This is a genomic window from Bacillus sp. WC2503 (assembly GCF_052682895.1).
This window is the reverse complement of record NZ_JBQYMD010000001.1, coordinates 697,133-714,037: the sequence shown is the minus strand read 5'-3', so window position 1 is coordinate 714,037 and position 16,905 is coordinate 697,133. Positions and strand designations below refer to the sequence as shown.

Genomic DNA, 16,905 nt, shown 5'->3' with positions numbered 1-16,905 from the left:
TTCTCTCCCTATTCTGTTACTACTTCTTTTTTCAAACCTTTAATTAACACTTCCACTACTTCTTTACGACTAAATGTACTTGGCGGAATCTCACCATTTCTTAACATTTCTCTTACTTTTGTACCTGATAAAATGACACGGTCCTCTTTTCCATGCGGACACGTTTTCGTTGAAGCCATCGCTTCACATCTCGTACAGTAAAAGCTATGTTCAAAAAATAGCGGCGTAATCCCTAACTCTTCCACTGTAAAGTTCGTAAAGATTTCCTGCGCTTCGTATGTTCCGTAATAGTCTCCTACCCCAGCATGATCACGTCCTACAATAAAGTGGGTACACCCAAAATTCTTTCTTACCAATGCATGAAATATCGCTTCCCTTGGTCCTGCGTAGCGCATCGCTGCAGGAAATACACCTAAAAAGACACGATTTTTCGGATAATAGTTTTGAAGCAACACTTCGTAGCTTTCCATCCTTACATCAGCAGGAATATCATCTGACTTTGTTTCCCCAACGAGCGGATTTAAAAAGAGACCATCTACAATTTCAAGAGCAGATTTTTGAATATACTCATGGGCACGATGTACCGGATTTCTCGTTTGAAATCCAACTACTGTTTTCCAGCCACGTTTTTTAAATTCTTCTCTCGTTTCAATTGGGTCTAAATGATAAGAAGGAAATTGCTTATTTTCCAAGCGTTTTATAAGCGTAATAGCTCCTCCAACATAAACATCTGGTCGTTCATATAATTTTTTCACGCCTGGATGAGCCTCATCCGTCGTTTTATATACAAGTAAAGCTTCTTTTTCTTTATCAGGTGCAAAAATATCTTCTATTTGAATGACACCATATATATTTCTATCATTAACAAGTTTTACTTCCTCTCCAGCTTTCAGTCCCTCTGCTACTTCTTCTGTTACTGGCAATGTAATCGGTATACTCCATACGCTTCCATCTGCTAAACGAAGCGTTTCTACGACCGAATCATAGTCTTTTTTCCCTAAAAAACCAGTAAGCGGACTATATCCCCCTGTCGCTAGCAGTTCTAAATCACTTAATGCAATGTTGTCTAATTCAATTTCTTTTTCAATTTGTGATACGTCGTATGTCTCATCTACACGGTTTATTAATTCGTTTCTTGTAGTCATTTTCTATATCCCCTCTTAGCTTTATTTCAAGATACATCTTATTGGTAATGAAGACCGCATTCGGTTTTCATTTTCCCGGTCCACCTACCATCTCTTGAATCACCACCGGCACCTACAGGTAACGTACACTTCTCACACCCGATACTTGGATATCCAATATCATGTAATGGGTTGTATGGCAAGTTATGTTTGTATACATATCGCCATACTTCTTTCCACGTCCAATGAATAAGCGGACAAACTTTAATAGATTGAAAACGATGATCTTGATTTATAAACTTTGTATGCTTACGCGTTTCTGATTGTTCCCTTCTTAAGCCCGATATCCACGCTTTTTCCTCTGTAAGTGATTTTTCTAACGGCAAAATCTTCCTAATCTTACAACAGAGATTCGGATTGCTTTCCCATAGTTTCTCACCGTGCAACTTCGCTTGTTCATCGAGTGTAAGTTCCGGCTGTTTTTCTATAATATTTAATGAAGGAAATCGTTCTCTTACTTTTTGAATTAATTCATACGTTTCTTGAAAATGAACATTTGTATCCAAAAATACAACTTTAGCAGATGGATTTACTTGGTTTATAAGATGCAGTAAAACCATGCCTTCCACTCCGAAGCTACACGCGTATACAATTTCATCTTTATATTCTTTATAAGCCCAACTTAATACGGATAGCGCGCCTTTCGTTTCATCTTCCTCTGAAAATGAAACACGATTTTCTTCCCACGTTTCATACGTCAACATGTTTTTTCCCCCTGTAAAAGCAAAAAGACGGTTTTAATCTATTAAAATAGATTAAAACCGCCTCTAGTTTTTCTAGTCAGCGCTTTTCACTTTAAACGTACTTTTTCACTTTTCTCTAATTGAATTACTTTTCCATCTTGCACCACAATTGTAATTGAACCATATTTCATATCAGCAAGCATCGCTTGAATTTTCTCAGATACTTCATCAAAATGTTCCCGTACGCTCACGCGAACAGCCCCCCCTTTTTATTCATAAAAAAAATCTTTCCCATTTCGAAAAGACTGTTCGGTAATATATTTTACCTTATCTTTCAAAATGGATTCCATTTTGCTGGATTTAGCACCTTGCTTTCTATAAGCAGGTTGCCGAGCTTCTTCGGGCCAGTTCCCTCCGCTTCTCTTGATAAGCTTTGTATTTGTATTTTATCACAATTCTGATTTTTTTCAATCCTAGTTTTCCGATATATTTTAATTATTTTATTTTATCCCGCTATTTGCGGGCAATCCCCCCCCACTGATTATAGTTTCACTTTATAAAAAGGAATTGCCCATTCGAACAACTCCTTTTCCTTATTTAAACAAGCTCTTTAATACGTATGCGATCGTTCCCAATGATATTTTCGTACGTTTCACGTTCCACAACAATTTGCGATGTGCCACCTTTCGCAAAGACGACGGCTGGTCTCCGAATTCGATTATAATTATTCGCCATCGAGTACCCATATGCTCCCGTACAAGAAATTGCTAGTAAATCAGAAGAAGCAACTTTCGGTAGATTAATATCCCAAATTAGCATATCTCCACTCTCACAGCATTTCCCAGCAATTGAAACGAGTTCCTCATTCTCATCATTTCCTCGATTCGCTAACATCGCTTCGTAACGAGCGCTATATAAAGCCGGTCTTAAGTTATCTGTCATTCCACCATCGACGGATACATATTTCCGAATGCCAGGAATTTCTTTCACAGATCCAACTGTATAAATTGTCGTTCCCGCATCACCTACAATACTACGGCCTGGTTCAACCCATATTTCTGGCAATGGATATTCACATACTGTAAATTGTTCTCTCACTGCACTTGTTACAGCTCGCACATATGTCTCAAGAGTTAATGGTGTATCTGACTCTGTATAGCGTATTCCAAATCCTCCGCCTACATTTAATACTTTTACTACATAGTTCGTTTGCTCTCTCACCTCTTCCAAAAATTTACGAAGAACTTCAATCGCTCGAACAAAACCAGCCGTTTCAAATATTTGTGATCCGATATGTGAATGAATCCCTAACACATTATAATTTGATTTTTGTAAAGCAAGCCCAATTGCCTGCATCGCTTGACCATTTGAAACGCCAAATCCAAATTTTGAATCCTCTTGGCCTGTCGTAATATATTCATGTGTGTGCGCCTCTACTCCAGGCGTTACACGAATTAATATGTTTACAAATTTCCCATGTTGCATTGCTAAATCGTGTAAAACTTCTAATTCCAAGAAATTATCTACTACAAAACAACCGATATTCGCCTGAAGAGCCATCACTATCTCTTCTTCTGTTTTATTGTTTCCATGAAAATGAATACGTGATGCTGGAAATCCTGCTTGGAGCGCAGTATATAATTCCCCACCCGAAACAACATCTAATGACATGTTCTCTTCACGAGCTACTCGGCACATCTCCATGCACAAGAACGCCTTGCTTGCATATGCTACTTGATAAGAGAAACCACTTTCTTTAAAAGCACGATGAAACGCACGACATTTCCCTCGAATAGACTCTTCATCGTATACATAAAGTGGTGTTCCGTATTGTTTTGCTAGCTGCGTCGTATCGCACCCTCCAATTTCTAAGTGTCCTTGCCCATTGATTCGGCTTGTGCCGTGTAAATACATTTGAATTCCTCCCTTATTTCCTCTAAAACTCATAACCCCAATCTTCTATTCATTGCAGCACGCTTTTAGATAGACAAAAAACGCGCGGAACAATGTTCACACGCGTTTCTTATTAGGAAAAATATATATTGAAAAAATAAACAAGTTGTTATCTTCTCAAAATAAGAAACCGCATCAACATCTCCAAATAGCTCTCCATAAAATAAATCTTATGACAGTACTACATTTATTCAATGCAGTCCCAATATATGAATAAGGTGGTTATTCTTATATTTCGGCAATAGTCCCTTTCAACCCATGGTCACAGATTCCACTAAATCTCCCATAGCTTACTCTTTCCTATCGCGGCCTCTACCTTTGAGAGTAGATGAGGTAAGTCTATTTAATTTTCAAACATCTAATTGTTGCTATTAACAATACCAAAGGACCATTTTATTTGTCAAACAATTTTTTATATTGTTTTTTTACAGTTTAATTTCGTATCATTTGGTAAGCGCTTTACTATTATCTTCGTTACTTCCCATTCGCCTTCTTCATTATTAAACGTAATAGTTACTTTTTCAAATGGTGGAACAATTTTCCCACCAATCTGTTCGTACTTCGTCACTTCAATAACCGTTTGAAATAAATATGTACCACTATACACTTTTTTTAAACTAATAATTTTAGGACATTGATAAGGTTTCAAACTCCCATATTGTTTTTCAATTGCTTTATTTATTTTCGGAAATAAAACAGAATAAAGTGCATCTTCCATAAGAGGTGCATCATACTGAGCTACTGATACACTCGGTGAAGCAAAGAGTATAAAAATACTGCACATTATAAGATAAAATAATTTTCGCATTATAACCTCCGCACCATTACGCGATACTTTCTATGTTTAATGAATTACAATAATCGCGCATAGAAATTCTATTTTATTGTCTCCTACTTCTCTTTTTCTACTCAATTGTTGCAAAAAAAGCCCACAACCCTCTTTAATTTTCGTATAATGATACTCATAGTATAATAATCATAATAACAAAAGACTGTTCGTATATATAAAGTGAGGCGCTAATCAAACCGGCTCGCAAGAACTGTCATGCTTTCTAGGAGAGGAGTATATTATGCTACAACATCTGTTTCCAAAATTACGATTTGCACTCGTTGCAGTCGTTTTATTATGGATTAAAACATATATTGTGTACAAGCTAGCGTTTGATATTAAAATTGATAACTTCTTTGAAGAATTTATGCTGTTTATTAATCCACTAGCTGCGTTACTTTTATTTTTCGGTTTAGCTTTATTTGCATCTAAGCATCGAAATCGAATTATAATTGGAATTAGTTTTATACTGTCATTTATTTTATTTGGAAATGCAATGTTTTATGGGTTTTATAACGATTTCGTTACCTTCCCGGTTTTATTCCAAACAAATAATATGGCTGATTTAGGGACGAGCATAAAAGAGCTCTTTACGTACAAAACATTACTTTTATTTGCAGATGCAATTATTTTAATGTTTATTTCACGTAAATTCCCATCATTTGGTGATAAAACACCACTTTCACGATCTGAGAAGAGAACTTTCTTTAGCGGTGTAACTGCGTTATTAGCACTACAAATTGTTGTTTCAGTTATTTATAAGCCACAAATGTTCTCACGCTCATTTGACCGTCAAACTGTCGTGAAAAATTTAGGGTTATACACATATCATCTATTTGATATTACGCTTCAATCTAAGTCTTCGGCTGAACGTGTATTCGCAAGTGGCGACGGATTCTCTGAAATTAAAAACTATACAGATGCAAAAGATAAGCAAGTTGATAAAAACTTATTTGGAGCTGCAAAAGGTAAAAATGTAATTTTAATTTCAATGGAATCTACACAAAGTTTTGTTATTAATAAAAAAATAAATGGAAAAGAAATTACTCCATTTTTAAATGAATTTATTAAAGATAGTTTTTATTTCGATAACTTCTATCATCAAACGGGACAAGGTAAAACTTCTGATGCTGAATTTATCGTTGAAAATTCACTTTATCCGTTAGACCGTGGTTCTGTATTCTTTACTCATGCAACAAATGAGTATACTGCCACACCAGAACAATTAAAGAAATACGGATATTCTTCTGCTGTCTTCCATTCAAACGATAAAACGTTTTGGAATCGTGACGTAATGTATCCTGCGCTTGGTTATGACCGTTACTTTAATTTAAATGATTACGTAGGTACGGAACAAATGTCTGTTGGTTGGGGATTAAAAGATAAAGAGTTCTTTGAACAATCTATTCCAAAGTTAAAATCTTTACCGCAACCGTTCTATACAAAATTTATCACTTTAACAAACCATTTTCCATTTCTTCTAAATCCAGAAGATCAATATGTTGATGAGTTTAATTCGGACAGTGGTGTTTTAAACCGTTACTTTCCAACTGTTCGTTACACGGATGAAGCTCTTAAATTATTTATTAAACAGTTAAAAGATGAAGGACTGTATGATAATTCAGTTATTGTCATTTATGGTGATCATTACGGTATTTCTGAAAACCATAACGCAGCTATGGCCCAGTTCCTTGGGAAAGACGCTATTACACCGTTTGATTCTATGCAATTACAACGCGTCCCTCTCATTATTCATGTGCCAGGTCAAGAAGGAAAAACGATTTCTAAAGTATCCGGTCAACTTGATATTAAACCAACGCTCCTTCATTTACTTGGGATTAAAACAAATCAATCCGTTGAATTTGGAACGGACTTATTTATTAAAGAAAAAGATCCACTTATGGTAATGCGTGATGGTAGTTTTGTTTCGGAAGATTATGTTTATACAAAAAACATGTGCTATAAACGAAATACAGGTGAAGAAGCTGCTATATCACTATGTCAGCCGTATATTGAAAAAGCAAAAACAGAATTAAAATTATCCGATAAACTCATTTATGGAGATTTATTACGTTTCGATCCTAACAATCGATATAAAACCGGAACAATGACAACAAAATTTGAATAGTGCAAGAAGCAACTTTATAAAAGTTGCTTCTTTTTCCACTTATTTTCCAAATCATTCTCCCATGAAATCTTTCACAAATTGGTAATTTCTTTCGTATGAGGAAGAAATTTATGGTATGATAAAATAAGTAAACTTTCATACACTAATTAAGAATTTATTACAGAAAGCAAGGGATCAGATTTTGTATAGAGCAGCTATTCCAAACTTATTTACGCTCGGAAATTTATATAGCGGATTTTTATCAATCGGCTATGCATCTTTAGGATATTATAAATCAGCTGCTATTTTAGTACTTATCGGGATGATGTTAGATAGTCTTGATGGTCGTGTTGCTCGTTTATTACGCGTTGATTCACAAATGGGAAAAGAGCTTGATTCACTCGCAGATGTCGTAACATTTGGTGCAGCACCAGCTGTTTTAATGTATTACACATCTTTCTCAAACTACGGAATCATCGGATTATACATAGCGGGATTATTCCCTCTTTTCGGAGCATATCGTTTAGCACGATTTAATGTAACACCATCTTCTACTTCAATGAAATATTTCACTGGAGTACCGATTACAGCAGCGGGAGGGCTTGTTGCTTTCTTAACATTATTTTCACATACCATTCCCAAAATCGTTCTTATTACAGTCTTTGTAACGTTCGCATTTTTAATGGTGAGTCGTATTCGTATCCCAAGTTTAAAAGATGTACCAATTCCAAGATATAGCATCATTATTACATTATTTTTAGTTGGAATCATTATCACAATGTATCAAACAGGGATCGGGAATTTTTCTGTTTTCTTATTCATTGCTATTCCACTATATATTTTGTATATGCTATCTCAATTTATTAGACAAAGACCGTCTAATAAAGCGAATAAAGAAAAATAAGAAAAACAAAAACCTTCCGTATTCGGAAGGTTTCTTTTTATTCCGCTATTTGCGGACAACCTGATTAATCGGGAGGCCTTACAAATGAAAGTCTCACTTTATTTTGTAACTAATACTTTTGGATTTACAGGTGTTACAGGGTCTTCACCGTTTAATACAGCTAAAATATTTCTTACTGCCATTTCAGCCATCGCATCACGAGTTTCGAATGTTGCATTCCCTACGTGAGGAGCAAGCACCACATTCTTTAATCCTTTTAGTTCTTCCGTAATTTTCGGTTCAAATTCAAATACGTCAAGAGCTGCTCCTTCAATTTCTTTCGTTTTTAATGCATAAGCAAGTGCTAATTCATTCATAATTGGTCCACGCGAAGCATTTATAATATATGCTGTCTTCTTCATCATTTTAAACTGTTCTTCATCGATCATATGATGTAATTTTGGATTATAGGCACAGTTAATTGTAATAAAATCTGCCGTTTGTAACAGCTCTTCTAATGTTACATATGTCGCTTCTAGTTCAACTTCAGCTTCAAGCTTACGATTTGGTCCTGTATATAAAACGTTCATTCCAAATGCTTTCGCACGCTTTGCAACTGCCTTCCCGATTTCGCCAAGACCGATAACTCCAATTGTCTTACCGTGTACTTCGCGGCCCAAGAAAAATAATGGCGCCCATCCGTTAAATCCAGTTGTACGACATAACGTATCTCCTTCAGGGATTCTACGTGCTGCTGCTAAAAGAAGTGCAAATGTTAATTCTGCTGTCGCTTCAGTTGATACTTTCGGTGTATTCGTTACCGTAATCCCTTTTTCTCCTGCATGCAAGTAATCAATATTATCGTAGCCAGCACCATAGTTTGCAACAATCTTTAAATTAGGTGCCGCATCTATAACTTCTTTCGTCACCTTTGTAGAAAGTAAGCTTAACAATGCATCTTTATCTTTTACACGCTCTGTTAATTCATCTAAAGAAATTAACTCTTCTTTATCATACATTTCTACATCATGATCTTTTAATAGTTCTAATCCGATTTCTGGAATTTCCCCTGCTACTAATATTTTTGCCACTACTAACACCTCTTCTATAGAAAATAAGATATCTCTTATATTTCATTGTAAGAAATCCACTTATAAAAACCAAGGAATTTGATTATAGTTTTGAAAATCGACACTTTTCCATGAAAAAAGAGGAGATGCAACTCCCCCCTCTTCTTACGCTTTTTCCTGCGATTCTTTTCCGAGCTTTACATCAATTGTTCCTTCTGCAACTGTATCGCTAATTTGCTCCTCAATAACTGATTGAGATGCAGCATTCGTTTCAGAAGTATAAGCTTGTTGCTGTGCACCTTGTACATTTTGTTTATTTTGTTGTTTCGCCATTTCTTACCCTCCTTTTTTTCTTTCTTATTTTGAACAAAAAGGAAGGTTTTCATCAAAAAATCGTGGGTCATTTTATAATTGTTACTTCTTCTTCAAGTAGTCTCATTACTCTTGCTCGTTTCGTAAATGTTGCGATATGAGTAATACCATGATTTCGTAATGTTTGCACATTTTCTTTTACGTATTTCCCTAAATCATTCGGATAATGAGCATCTGAAGAAATAGTAATGGGAACACCATGTTTAGCTAACACTTGTAAATACAGTGGACTCGGGCACATTTCCCGTACAGGATAACGATAGTACAATCCCGCATTTATTTCTGTTGCGGTATTAGTTTCTACTAATGCACGGGCTATTTTCTTATAATAAGAAAGCTGTTCATTCTCATCCAACCTGTAATTAAATACTTTTATGTTATCAAGGTGGGCTATAATATCAAATAACTCGGAACGAACTGCACTCTCAACTGTTTTGAAAAACGTATCATATAGTATATGTAAATCATGCTCTTCAAAATATTCTTTCGTATCTGGATTATCAAACCCCCAGCCGTTTAAAAAATGAACAGACCCAATTACATAATCAAAGTCTCCTAGTGCTAACAATTCTTTTAGCTCTTCTTCACAGCCAATAAAATAATCCGCTTCAATTCCAAGTTTAAGTGTAACGCCTCTTTTACTCCATCGTTCTTTCGCCTCTTCAATCGACTTTGTAAAATCGTATAGTGAAACTACTCTTACTTGGTCTAACCATTCCTTCTGTAAACGCCCAAGCTTCGAATCACTAATATTCACATATTTTTCATAATATACTTTCGACTCATGAAAGCGGTATAAATGATCCACAATCCCAACTTCTTTTATACCTTTTCGCAATGCCTCTTCTAAATATAAATCAATCCATTTCGCTGTAAATGGTCCTTCCTTCACACGTCTTTGCAGGCGTTCTTGCGTCTTCATAAGCCATTCGATAGAATGTCTTTCTTCTTGAAGCGGCTCATAATATTGTAGCGTTTCATTTATTTTGGCAAGCCAACCTATTGAATAAGGCCCTTCTTCTAAATGAAGATGATAATCCACTTTCATACATATTCCCCCTTATAACGTATCTATTTCTTTTCGTTCCCCTACTCTCGAAAGCTTTCCATTTCTTTCTTTCACTTCTTCCATAACATCTTCTAGTGAAATGTTTTTTTCGGTTAATAGAACAAAACAGTGATAAAACACATCAACCATTTCTTTTACTAGTTCTTTTTTATCATTATTTTTAGAAGCAATGATCACTTCAGAGCACTCTTCCCCAATTTTCTTTAAAATTTTATCTTCTCCTTTTGAAAATAAATAATTTGTATATGATTCTGGCACTGGATTTTCCTTTCGGTCTTCAATTGTTTCAAATAATAATTTAAGGACATCTTCCATCTTCATCCCCCTATATAACTTTATAATGAAAACATGTTTTCTCTCCCGTATGACAAGCAGGTCCTACTTGCTTTACAACAACTACAATTGAATCTTGATCACAATCTAAATAAAGGGATTGAACATACTGCATATTGCCCGATGTTTCTCCTTTATTCCATAACGATTGTCTTGAGCGAGAATAAAACCACGTCCTTTTTGTTTCTAACGTCTTTTCATACGCTTCTTCATTCATGTAAGCGAGCATTAAAACTTCTTTCGTATCTTCCTCTATCACCACTGCTGGTAATAACCCTTTTGAGAAGTTAGGCTTCATAGTCGCACCTCAACGTTTGCTTCTCTTAATTTTCTCTTTACATCCTGCACAGTCTCTTCACCATAATGAAAGATTGATGCTGCTAGCGCTGCGTCGACTGTTGTCTTTTTAAATACCTCTATAATGTGATCCGCATGACCACATCCTCCTGATGCAATTACCGGGACGGAAACGCTACTTGAAATTGCTTCTGTTAACTGAAGATCGTATCCATCCTTCGTTCCATCTGCATCCATACTCGTTAGCAAAATTTCTCCTGCCCCTAATTGTACGGCGTGCTTCGCCCATTCGATTGCATCCATTCCTGTATCAACCCTCCCGCCATTAACGTATACATTCCATTTACCTTCTGCTACTTTTCTAGCATCGATTGCTACAACAATACATTGCGAGCCAAAATGTTCTGCACCTTCCTGAATTAGTTTTGGATTCCGTACTGCTGCTGAATTAATTGAAATTTTATCCGCACCGGCTCGTAGCAGATTGTATATATCTTGAACATTAGAAATCCCCCCACCTACTGTAAGAGGAATAAATATTTTTGAGGCAGTTTTTTCTACAACATCTATCATCGTTTTTCGCCCTTCATGTGTCGCAGTAATATCTAAAAATACAATTTCATCTGCTCCCGCATCATTATATAAAGCCGCTATTTCAACAGGATCACCGACATCTTGTAATCCTATAAAATTTACACCCTTTACGACTCGCCCTTCTTTCACATCTAGACATGGAATAATTCGTTTCGCTAACATAGCTTTGTTACCTCTAGCACTTCTTCTAAATCAATTGTATTCTCGTAAAGAGCCTTACCAATGATAACACCATGTATATTCATATCATTTAACCTTTTCACATCTTGAATAGACGCCACTCCTCCAGAAGCAATGAGACGAATACCCACACTTTTTTGCAGTAACCCTAATTGCTCAAAATTTGGTCCTGCAAGTGTCCCATCTCTCGAGATGTCTGTAAATACAATCGTTTGAACACCTATACTCTCCATTTGCTTCGCTAAATGAATATAAGAAATTTCAGACACATCAAGCCAACCTCTCGTTGCTACGAAACCATTTTTCGCATCAATTCCAACAATTATTTTCTCTTTATATAGCCGAACTGCTTCCTCTAAAAATGACTTATCATAAAGAGCAGCTGTTCCTAAAATGACTTTTTCTACACCTGCTAACAATAACTTCTCCACTGCTACAAGCGATCGAATCCCTCCTCCAACTTGCACAGGAATACGTACCGCCCTGCATATTCTTTCAATGATAAACAAATTTAAAGACTCTCCAGCAATTGCACCGTCTAAATCAACAATGTGTAATATTTTCGCTCCAAGCTTTTCAAATATGATCGCTTGCGCAACCGGATCTTCATTCATAACCGTTTCTTTACTAAACTCTCCTTGATAAAGTCTGACACATCGCCCTTCTTTTAAATCGATAGCTGGGAAAATTTCCATGCTTCTACCACCCCTTTAAAATTCTTTAAAATTTGTATTCCGACTTCCCCACTTTTTTCAGGGTGAAACTGCGCTCCAAATACATTTCCTTTCGCTACAAAACCAGGTACTTGCACCCCATACTCGCTTGCCCCATACACAATCCCCTTTGGACAATCTGCATAATAAGAGTGGACATAATATACGAAAGAACCGTCTTCTATTCCATTCCAAAGTGGTATTTCTCCTTCTTTCTTCAATTCATTCCATCCCATATGTGGAATTTTATAAGGCACTTTTAATTTCCGAATAACACCTGGCAATAAACTTAATCCGCTACAGTCTTTTAATTCCTCACTTTTTTCAAATAAAAGTTGCATACCTAAACATATACCAAGGAACGGTTTCCCTAAATTCCCAATCTCTTTTAGCACAAATACTAATTTTTTTTCTTCTAGAACGTCCATCGCTTTCGGAAATGCCCCTACTCCTGGTAAAATAACGCCATCACTTCTCAATATTTCCTCTCTATCATCCGTTACGATATACTCTGCTCCAATATATTTTAATGCCTGTTCCACACTACGAATATTTCCCATCCCATAATCTACAATAGCAATCAATTACAACATCCCCTTCGTTGAATTTACACCAGTAATGTTGTCATTTTTTTCGACTGCCTCTCTAAGCGCTCGACCAAATGCCTTAAATAAAGCTTCAATTTTGTGATGTGTATTACTTCCGTATAAAATACGAGCGTGTAACGTAATATTTGCTGCATGAGCAACTGCTCTAAAAAACTCTTCCGTTAATTCTGTGTCAAAATCGCCTAATTTCGGATTTGTTAACTCGCCTTGAAACACAATATAGGAACGTCCACTTATATCAATTGCGACAAAACCTAAAGATTCATCCATCGGTACATATGCGGAACCGTACCTATTAATACTCTCTTTATTTTGCAGTGCTTCTTTCAAGCAATTTCCGAGTACAATTCCAACATCTTCAACCGTGTGATGTGCATCGACAAACACGTCACCTTCAGCTTCAATTTGTAAACCAAATCGTCCATGCCTTGCAAATAAAGTTAGCATATGATCAAAAAAACCTACTCCTGTTTGAATAGAAACATTCGTACTTTCATCAAGCTGCAAACTTAATTTAATTTTTGTTTCTGTCGTTTCACGTACTTGACTCGACTGTCGCATTATTCTTCCTCCTCAAATCTCATTTGGACTGCTCTTGCGTGTGCATATAAACCTTCTTTATTTGCAAGTTCTACAATATGATGTTGTACATTTTTTAACGCTTCCTCTGTATAAGAAAGAAAGCTTGATTTTTTTACGAAATCATCGACTGATAACGGGGAGAAAAATCTTGCTGTTCCACTTGTCGGTAAAACGTGATTCGGTCCTGCCAAATAATCGCCGAGCGGCTCTGGTGCATATGGCCCAAGGAAAATAGAGCCTGCATGTTTCACATAAGCTAGAGCATTCATTGGCTCTTTTATATGTAACTCTAAATGTTCTGGAGCTATTTCATTTGATAACTTTAGTGCCTCATCTAAAGAAGAAACGATAAAAATGGCTCCATTTCTTTTTATTGATTCACGAGCGATTTCACTTCTTGGTAATGTTTCTAACTGTCTTTCTATCTCTCTTCCTACTTCTTTAGCTAGTTCTATATTCGTTGTAATACAAATCGCTGTTGCCCTCTCGTCATGTTCTGCTTGCGATAATAAATCAGCAGCGATATATTTGGCATTGCCTGTTTCATCAGCGATAACTACAATTTCTGATGGCCCAGCAATCATATCGATATTTACTATTCCGTATACTTCTCGCTTCGCTAAAGCAACGTACAAATTTCCCGGTCCAACTATTTTATCCACTTTCGGAATCGATTCCGTCCCATACGCTAAAGCAGCGATTGCCTGGGCACCACCAGCCATATAAACTTCATCTACACCTGCAAGACCTGCGGCAGTTAATATATGCGGGTCAATTCCTCCTTGCCTTGGCGGTGTTACCATTACAATTTTTTTCACACCTGCCAGTTTGGCTGGCAATACATTCATTAATACTGAAGAGGGATACGATGCCTTCCCGCCTGGCACATATACACCTACATTTTCTAACGGTCTAATGAGCTGCCCTCTAATTATCCCATCACTTTCGCAATCAAACATAGATTGCCTCTTTTGCTTTTCATGATATGAGATAATGTTTTTCTTCGCCTCTTGTAGCGCCTCTAAAAAAGAAAGTTCTACAAATGCACTTGCTTGTTTTATTTCTTCTTCACTTACACGAAAAGTTTTAACATCCGCACCATCAAGCTTTTTTGTATAGAAAGATAAAGCCTCATCTTTACTTTCTCTTACGTTTTGAACGATTTCCCTTACACTTCTTTGAACAGTTTCTTCTATTATATTAGCGTTTTCTCGCAACACTTTTATTTTGGATAATGCCTCCTTGAAGTCTTCATAAATGATCTCCATTGTAAGCCCTCCTATTTCCCTGATAAAATTTCTTGCTCCATCACATTTATAATACTGAATATTTCGTCTTTTTTAGTTTTTAAAGCTGCCTTATTTACAATCATTCGAGCGGATATAGAATACATTTCCTCAAATACAATGAGCCCATTCTCTTGTAGTGTTTTTCCTGTTTCAACAATATCAACAATCGCATCTACTAATCCAAGAAGCGGAGCAATTTCTACAGAACCTTCTATTTTTATGATTTCTACATCTTCTCCCTTTTCGTGAAAATAATTGGAAGTGATGTGTGGATATTTCGTAGCAATTCGTTTCTTTCGGTAACTCTTCGGATTATACGTAGGAATAGAAGCGACACAAAATTTACACATACCCACTCCTAAATCCAACATTTCATATATATCTTTTTCATTTTCCATTAAAATATCTTTTCCAACGATCCCAATATCAGCTACTCCATGTTCTACATAAGTAGCAACATCAACCGCTTTTACTAAAATAAATGAAATGTTTGTATTTTTACTTTGAAAGACAAGCTTTCTCCCTTTATCTTTAAGCTCTGAACAATCAATTCCAATTTTCTCAAACAGCGGAATAACATGTTTCTCTAATCTTCCTTTCGTTAACGCAATTTGAATGTTACGCATGAAGTCTCCCCTTCTTTCTGAACGACCCATTTCTCTTTCCATACATATTCCACCAATGATTCATTCCTTGCCTCAACGACCGTTACTATTTTATTGTTTCTTGCAAATTGAAATGTGTCGTTTAAATTAGAGAATAAAGATAACTGGGCATTCTTCCCGTCCTTTCGAAGTAAGTTTCTTAACCTTTCAGCTTCCGCTAATCTATTTAATTCATAATGTATCATCATATCTATTGGCTCTCGTTCATAAGATTCTTGTTGCTCTTGAAGTGCCTTGATTATTTGATTTACTTGCACCGCGAGGCCAACCGCTGACACCATCTCTCCAAAATTCCCAATTAACTCATCGTATCTTCCACCACTAACAATCTCTTCTCCAATTTCATATATATACCCTTTGAAAATAATACCCGTATAATAGTCCAAATGTTGAATCATGCCTAAATCAATGGATATATAAGGTCCATAGCCTAGCCTTTCAACCGCTTCATATATTTCTTTCACTCTTGCAATGGCCATTTTCATTTCATTACTTGAGGCGAGTTTTTCTGCTTCCTCAATAACCTCTAAATTCCCAAATAACCTTGGTAATTTCTCAAGTAATTTTACTGTTTCATCGCACCGATCTAATTTCTTTTCTCCGATAAAATTTGAGAGAGCAGCATAATTTTTGCTTTCTATATACGTTCTAAGTACTCTCTCTTCTTCATCATGAATAGAGAGCTTTTTTACAATACATTTATATAACTCTACCTGCCCAATTTCGATTGTAAAAGATTGTACCTTCAACCTTTGTAGTGCTTGCATTACACTTATCACACATTCAATTTCAGCTCTTACATTATCAATCCCGATAATTTCAATACCACTTTGTACAATTTCATTATATTTTCCAGACAGAGACTCATTCGCCCGAAATACATTTCCACTATATGTCACCTTAAGAGGCGTATCCCACCTTTGCGTTCCAATTACTCTCGCTAAAGGAATCGTCATATCTGGACGTAACACGATAATCCGTCCCTTTTCATCAAAAAATTTATACATCTTCTCTTCATCTATCGGCCGATTTTGAAAAGCAAACACATCATAAAATTCAATTGTAGGTGTCCTTATTTCCTCATAGCCTCTCTCTAAAAATGTACGTCTTAATTTTTGTTCCACTTCTTCAATTAACGTACATTCTTCAAATAAGTAATCTCTCGTTCCATTCGGATTTGCCCGCTTCCACTTTGTCATCTGAATTCACACGCCCTTCCCTTTCTAATGTATGCCCATTCCATTCACCCAAACCGAAAATAAAAAGAGCCTTGTAGACAAAATACCTACAAGGCTCTTTAGTAGAGTGTAGGTACAACGGGAATAACCCTTGTGCCTACACGTTTTCACGTTAGGTTCAAGGGTTTCATGTATGATGATGTAGTTGTGTAAGCATTTTAATAGATTGTACGATATTCATAATACTTACTCCCTTTCTCCTCTGATTTTTCCATATTATATAACAGTTAATTCTGAATGTAAATACATTTTTAAT

The 16,905-nt window shown here is 36.1% G+C and carries 19 protein-coding genes and 2 riboswitches; of the genes, 2 read left to right on the top strand and 17 right to left on the bottom strand.

Annotation, left to right across the window (positions count from 1 at the left end):
• Positions 1-8: 8 nt before the first annotated feature.
• The 5 genes from sat to ACUN26_RS03840 all read right to left on the bottom strand — a co-directional run bounded on the left by sat (position 9) and on the right by ACUN26_RS03840 (position 4,628).
• A complete protein-coding gene (sat, locus tag ACUN26_RS03860; RefSeq protein ID WP_000213327.1) occupies positions 9-1,145 on the bottom strand; it encodes a sulfate adenylyltransferase in 1,137 nt (378 codons plus the stop codon).
• Between the two features lie 38 nt (positions 1,146-1,183).
• Positions 1,184-1,888 (bottom strand): phosphoadenylyl-sulfate reductase, encoded by a 705-nt coding sequence (locus tag ACUN26_RS03855; RefSeq protein WP_000959007.1) that lies wholly within the window; start codon positions 1,886-1,888, stop codon positions 1,184-1,186.
• Between the two features lie 86 nt (positions 1,889-1,974).
• Positions 1,975-2,118 carry a YezD family protein gene (locus ACUN26_RS03850; RefSeq protein ID WP_000116159.1) on the bottom strand — a complete coding sequence of 48 codons (144 nt, stop codon included), beginning with the start codon at positions 2,116-2,118 and terminating at the stop codon, positions 1,975-1,977.
• 73 nt (positions 2,119-2,191) lie between these two features.
• Positions 2,192-2,300, bottom strand: a riboswitch (SAM riboswitch).
• A gap of 164 nt (positions 2,301-2,464) precedes the next feature.
• Positions 2,465-3,781 (bottom strand): diaminopimelate decarboxylase, encoded by a 1,317-nt coding sequence (lysA, locus tag ACUN26_RS03845; protein ID WP_000280670.1) that lies wholly within the window; start codon positions 3,779-3,781, stop codon positions 2,465-2,467.
• A gap of 180 nt (positions 3,782-3,961) precedes the next feature.
• Positions 3,962-4,143, bottom strand: a riboswitch (Lysine riboswitch).
• Between the two features lie 89 nt (positions 4,144-4,232).
• Positions 4,233-4,628 (bottom strand): DUF3888 domain-containing protein, encoded by a 396-nt coding sequence (locus tag ACUN26_RS03840; RefSeq protein ID WP_001228518.1) that lies wholly within the window; start codon positions 4,626-4,628, stop codon positions 4,233-4,235.
• 262 nt (positions 4,629-4,890) lie between these two features.
• Here ACUN26_RS03840 and ACUN26_RS03835 point away from each other — a divergent pair, with 262 nt between their 5' ends.
• Together ACUN26_RS03835 and pssA are read left to right on the top strand one after the other, a co-directional pair.
• The gene (locus ACUN26_RS03835; protein WP_000939071.1) at positions 4,891-6,777 is read left to right on the top strand and encodes an LTA synthase family protein; all 1,887 of its coding nucleotides are present in this window, start codon (positions 4,891-4,893) and stop codon (positions 6,775-6,777) included.
• A 181-nt stretch (positions 6,778-6,958) separates the two neighbouring features.
• Positions 6,959-7,660 carry a CDP-diacylglycerol--serine O-phosphatidyltransferase gene (pssA, locus tag ACUN26_RS03830; protein WP_000285425.1) on the top strand — a complete coding sequence of 234 codons (702 nt, stop codon included), beginning with the start codon at positions 6,959-6,961 and terminating at the stop codon, positions 7,658-7,660.
• 98 nt (positions 7,661-7,758) lie between these two features.
• Here the strand turns inward: pssA and ACUN26_RS03825 are convergent, their stop codons facing one another.
• The 12 genes from ACUN26_RS03825 to ACUN26_RS03770 form a co-directional block, all read right to left on the bottom strand.
• The gene (locus ACUN26_RS03825; protein ID WP_001062815.1) at positions 7,759-8,730 is read right to left on the bottom strand and encodes a 2-hydroxyacid dehydrogenase family protein; all 972 of its coding nucleotides are present in this window, start codon (positions 8,728-8,730) and stop codon (positions 7,759-7,761) included.
• Between the two features lie 144 nt (positions 8,731-8,874).
• Positions 8,875-9,042 carry a YozQ family protein gene (locus tag ACUN26_RS03820; protein WP_001118878.1) on the bottom strand — a complete coding sequence of 56 codons (168 nt, stop codon included), beginning with the start codon at positions 9,040-9,042 and terminating at the stop codon, positions 8,875-8,877.
• Positions 9,043-9,109: 67 nt separating this feature from the next.
• Complete coding sequence (locus ACUN26_RS03815) at positions 9,110-10,129, bottom strand: histidinol phosphate phosphatase domain-containing protein (RefSeq protein WP_000861851.1); 1,020 nt, start codon at positions 10,127-10,129, stop codon at positions 9,110-9,112.
• Between the two features lie 12 nt (positions 10,130-10,141).
• Positions 10,142-10,465: a phosphoribosyl-ATP diphosphatase gene (gene hisE / locus ACUN26_RS03810; RefSeq protein ID WP_000390408.1), complete on the bottom strand. Its 324-nt coding sequence runs from the start codon at positions 10,463-10,465 to the stop codon at positions 10,142-10,144.
• A gap of 10 nt (positions 10,466-10,475) precedes the next feature.
• A complete protein-coding gene (gene hisI, locus ACUN26_RS03805) occupies positions 10,476-10,781 on the bottom strand; it encodes a phosphoribosyl-AMP cyclohydrolase (RefSeq protein WP_000803970.1) in 306 nt (101 codons plus the stop codon).
• Positions 10,778-11,536: an imidazole glycerol phosphate synthase subunit HisF gene (hisF, locus tag ACUN26_RS03800; protein ID WP_000880098.1), complete on the bottom strand. Its 759-nt coding sequence runs from the start codon at positions 11,534-11,536 to the stop codon at positions 10,778-10,780. The genes hisI and hisF overlap by 4 nt, the downstream gene beginning before the upstream one ends.
• Complete coding sequence (gene hisA / locus ACUN26_RS03795) at positions 11,530-12,249, bottom strand: 1-(5-phosphoribosyl)-5-[(5-phosphoribosylamino)methylideneamino]imidazole-4-carboxamide isomerase (RefSeq protein ID WP_000402302.1); 720 nt, start codon at positions 12,247-12,249, stop codon at positions 11,530-11,532. The genes hisF and hisA overlap by 7 nt, the downstream gene beginning before the upstream one ends.
• Positions 12,222-12,851: an imidazole glycerol phosphate synthase subunit HisH gene (hisH, locus tag ACUN26_RS03790; RefSeq protein WP_000560640.1), complete on the bottom strand. Its 630-nt coding sequence runs from the start codon at positions 12,849-12,851 to the stop codon at positions 12,222-12,224. The genes hisA and hisH overlap by 28 nt, the downstream gene beginning before the upstream one ends.
• Positions 12,852-13,436, bottom strand: a complete 585-nt coding sequence (gene hisB / locus ACUN26_RS03785) for an imidazoleglycerol-phosphate dehydratase HisB (protein ID WP_001249957.1) — start codon at positions 13,434-13,436, stop codon at positions 12,852-12,854. It lies immediately after the preceding gene.
• Positions 13,436-14,725 carry a histidinol dehydrogenase gene (gene hisD, locus ACUN26_RS03780; RefSeq protein ID WP_000402925.1) on the bottom strand — a complete coding sequence of 430 codons (1,290 nt, stop codon included), beginning with the start codon at positions 14,723-14,725 and terminating at the stop codon, positions 13,436-13,438. The genes hisB and hisD overlap by 1 nt, the downstream gene beginning before the upstream one ends.
• 11 nt (positions 14,726-14,736) lie before the next feature.
• Complete coding sequence (hisG, locus tag ACUN26_RS03775; RefSeq protein ID WP_001244464.1) at positions 14,737-15,372, bottom strand: ATP phosphoribosyltransferase; 636 nt, start codon at positions 15,370-15,372, stop codon at positions 14,737-14,739.
• Positions 15,348-16,610, bottom strand: a complete 1,263-nt coding sequence (locus tag ACUN26_RS03770; protein WP_000170305.1) for an ATP phosphoribosyltransferase regulatory subunit — start codon at positions 16,608-16,610, stop codon at positions 15,348-15,350. Before ACUN26_RS03770 ends, hisG begins: the two co-directional genes overlap by 25 nt.
• Positions 16,611-16,905 lie beyond the last annotated feature (295 nt).

What these genes read in the sequence shown, in the direction of transcription:
- sat (WP_000213327.1), bottom strand. Translation starts at nt 1,145, where the DNA reads ATGACTACAAGAAACGAATTAATAAACCGTGTAGATGAGACATACGAC.
- ACUN26_RS03855 (WP_000959007.1), bottom strand. Translation starts at nt 1,888, where the DNA reads ATGTTGACGTATGAAACGTGGGAAGAAAATCGTGTTTCATTTTCAGAG.
- lysA (WP_000280670.1), bottom strand. Translation starts at nt 3,781, where the DNA reads ATGTATTTACACGGCACAAGCCGAATCAATGGGCAAGGACACTTAGAA.
- ACUN26_RS03840 (WP_001228518.1), bottom strand. Translation starts at nt 4,628, where the DNA reads ATGCGAAAATTATTTTATCTTATAATGTGCAGTATTTTTATACTCTTT.
- ACUN26_RS03835 (WP_000939071.1), top strand. Translation starts at nt 4,891, where the DNA reads ATGCTACAACATCTGTTTCCAAAATTACGATTTGCACTCGTTGCAGTC.
- ACUN26_RS03820 (WP_001118878.1), bottom strand. Translation starts at nt 9,042, where the DNA reads ATGGCGAAACAACAAAATAAACAAAATGTACAAGGTGCACAGCAACAA.
- ACUN26_RS03815 (WP_000861851.1), bottom strand. Translation starts at nt 10,129, where the DNA reads ATGAAAGTGGATTATCATCTTCATTTAGAAGAAGGGCCTTATTCAATA.
- hisE (WP_000390408.1), bottom strand. Translation starts at nt 10,465, where the DNA reads ATGGAAGATGTCCTTAAATTATTATTTGAAACAATTGAAGACCGAAAG.
- hisI (WP_000803970.1), bottom strand. Translation starts at nt 10,781, where the DNA reads ATGAAGCCTAACTTCTCAAAAGGGTTATTACCAGCAGTGGTGATAGAG.
- hisF (WP_000880098.1), bottom strand. Translation starts at nt 11,536, where the DNA reads ATGTTAGCGAAACGAATTATTCCATGTCTAGATGTGAAAGAAGGGCGA.
- hisA (WP_000402302.1), bottom strand. Translation starts at nt 12,249, where the DNA reads ATGGAAATTTTCCCAGCTATCGATTTAAAAGAAGGGCGATGTGTCAGA.
- hisB (WP_001249957.1), bottom strand. Translation starts at nt 13,436, where the DNA reads ATGCGACAGTCGAGTCAAGTACGTGAAACGACAGAAACAAAAATTAAA.
- hisD (WP_000402925.1), bottom strand. Translation starts at nt 14,725, where the DNA reads ATGGAGATCATTTATGAAGACTTCAAGGAGGCATTATCCAAAATAAAA.
- hisG (WP_001244464.1), bottom strand. Translation starts at nt 15,372, where the DNA reads ATGCGTAACATTCAAATTGCGTTAACGAAAGGAAGATTAGAGAAACAT.
- ACUN26_RS03770 (WP_000170305.1), bottom strand. Translation starts at nt 16,610, where the DNA reads ATGACAAAGTGGAAGCGGGCAAATCCGAATGGAACGAGAGATTACTTA.